The organism is Novosphingobium sp. HII-3, assembly GCF_002916655.1.
GTDB classification, from domain to species: Bacteria; Pseudomonadota; Alphaproteobacteria; order Sphingomonadales; family Sphingomonadaceae; genus Novosphingobium; species Novosphingobium panipatense.
Genome location: NZ_PPSM01000067.1, coordinates 1 through 2553, shown reverse-complemented (window position 1 = coordinate 2553; position 2553 = coordinate 1). Strand labels below are relative to the sequence as shown.

Genomic DNA, 2553 nt, shown 5'->3' with positions numbered 1-2553 from the left:
TTCTGATAAAGCTCCACTCTCTTCATCCTTCCACCTCCGCACAAAAGCGAAGGTCTAACAGGACTGGCCCTTTTTTATCCCGGTGCTCCGGTCCGGTCCGTGGCCCCTTTTATTCCCGGTGTTCTCAGTCTGTTCGTGCTGGTCGAGAAGCTGGTCGACGGCAAGCCTCCGAGGGAACAGATACTGTCGAAGATCAAGGGAGGCTGAGCTTCCGGGCCAGCTCCCGCCTCTCAAGCCTTGGACAACAACAACAAGAGCGGGCCTTTAACGACTTTTTTGAAGACCCTTTCCTGTATCGGCTTCAGGGTAGTCGAAAAATCGAAAAGGGGACCCTAATTCAGAACACGAACAAGGACCCTTTTCCCTCATCCTTTCGTAAAACCAATCGCCACGACTACTAGTTAGAAGTACGGGTCGACCATATAGTAATACATGATTGAGGGGTACTTTGGCACACCCCAAGCCCTACCCTTCGCAGACATTAGCTCACCTTCAGAATGAGAAATATGACCTTCCTTTCAGATACCGCCTTTCAGCACCTTCAGGATGACTTCAAATCTTGGGGTCTTGGCATGGGAGAGGAACAGGCAGAGGCACTCAACGGCTTCCTTCAGGTCCTTGAACGGGGTCTTCAGGGTCAACTCCCTGCCAAGTTCTACCTACTTTCCCTTGATCCCGGCATGGGTAAAACTTCCGCCTGCATCGCGTTCCTGAAGTCTTGGCGACGGGCGGACTATCAGCCTGCTTCTAGCGTCCTCATCGCGCTGTCGACCAAGGAAGAACTGAGAGCCTTCATCGATGAAGCGGGTCTTCACACTTCCGATTTCGGCGTCTTGACCTCTGATGCTGAAATGAACAACTTTGGCCTCCCTCGCGCTGACCATCACCAAGCGAAGGTCATGTTCACCACCCAAGCCATGATCCGGCGCAGGATCAAGGACAAGACATTCAGGGAGGCGTCAGAGTTCCACTATCAGGGTCAGCCTCGCGCCTTGCGCATATGGGACGAGGACGTTCTCCCGAGTGGATGGCAGACGGTTAGGGTCGACCTCCTGAATGGCCTTGCTATCCCCCTACGCTCCCACTTCCCCGACTTCATCAGCAAGCTCCACGCCTTCCGTGAAGTGGCGGAGGCCAAGAAACCCGGTGAGGTGATCACGGTCCCCGAAGACCTGATCTTTCCAGCTGACCGGTACGAAGCGGCCCTGCGCAGGATCGAGGATGAAAACCTTAAGACCGCGCTTGAAACCTTGCAGGACATGGCAGGGACACAGGTCAGGATCGTCGCCAGCACCTACTCGGGCAACGAACTGCTGTCCGTCTTCAAGGAACTTCCCGACGACATGGCCCCTATGGTCGTGGTCGATGCATCTGGCCGTGTGCGTGAAGCCTACCGCACATGGGAGGAATATCGCGGGAACATTGAGCGACTGAAGCCTGCGTCGAATAGCTATCACAACGTCAATGTCCACTTCTGGCGTCGTGGTGCCGGGAAAGATGCCCTCGCCGATGAGGAAACGATCAAGGCATTTGCCGAAGCCATAGTGGGCGCGTTTGAGCTGGACCCGAAAGGTGAGTGGCTCATCGTTACCCGCAAGGATGCCAAGGAAGACCTTGAGGCTGCGATCCGCGCCCTTGCGCCATCCCTACCAAAGGAGCGCCTTTACTGGCGCACCTGGGGCCTGCACAGAAGCACGAACGAGTTCAGAGACGTTGAGAACATCGTCATCGTCGGTCAGCTCCGCTACAGCCCATCCAGCTACGAAGGTCTGTGCTTGGCCTCCGCTGGTCTGCCCGTTACGGCCTCCGAATATCCTGACCCTCGAAAGCTCGAAGCAGGCGAACTCAAGCACCATCTGTTTCAGGCGGTCTGCCGCGCTTCTGTCCGAAAGGCGCAGGCAGGCGCAGCCCCCCACTGCAACGTCTTCATCATCGACAATCTGAGCGATGCGGAATTGACAATGGAGGAATTGTTCCCCGGCCATAACTTCATCCGGTGGAAGGAAGCCGCCACGCTCACCAATGAGCGGGTCAAGGCCGCAATCGATGCCCTCCATGCGCAGATGCCGCCGGGAACGGCCACGCGAGTGAGTAAGAGTGTCATCAGGGATGCGGCAGGCATCACCCGGTCGCAGGATTTCACAGAGCTTCTAGCCCATCCCGAAATGAGGCGGTTTCTTGATTGGGCGGACATTGAGGTTGGGTATCACCACTTCAAGCGGGACGTTGAACGCTTCGTCCCCATCGCCAACGGCTGATTGCTGGTTAGGTTGAGACTTTAGGCGGGTCGTTTTGAACGAAATGATGGGCAATCCAGATCACAATCTGATCACACCGTCCAATGTGATTGCACCAGACGTACACTTGCTCTATAATGTTAGCGAGCAACGAAGTCGTGGGATTTCAAGGACTTACAACCTTTTAGATGTCAACCGGCGCGCAAAACTGACCCCCTATCGGCGCCCAATATTGACCCCACCTTTCGGCAGCGCGGCGGTTATCCCGGTAGTCGATAGGAGGGGCCCACGGACGACGACGCGCACCGTCAGGTGT

The 2553-nt window shown here is 56.0% G+C and carries 2 protein-coding genes; one reads left to right on the top strand and one right to left on the bottom strand.

The annotated features are described in order from the left end of the window. Window positions 1-518 precede the first annotated feature (518 nt). Entirely contained in the window at window positions 519-641 is a 123-nt protein-coding gene (locus tag C2R25_RS21195; protein WP_255400476.1) for a hypothetical protein, read from the bottom strand. A gap of 39 nt (window positions 642-680) precedes the next feature. Here C2R25_RS21195 and C2R25_RS18055 point away from each other — a divergent pair, with 39 nt between their 5' ends. Beyond that, entirely contained in the window at window positions 681-2258 is a 1578-nt protein-coding gene (locus tag C2R25_RS18055) for a hypothetical protein (protein ID WP_233204130.1), read from the top strand. The last annotated feature ends 295 nt before the right edge of the window (window positions 2259-2553 follow it).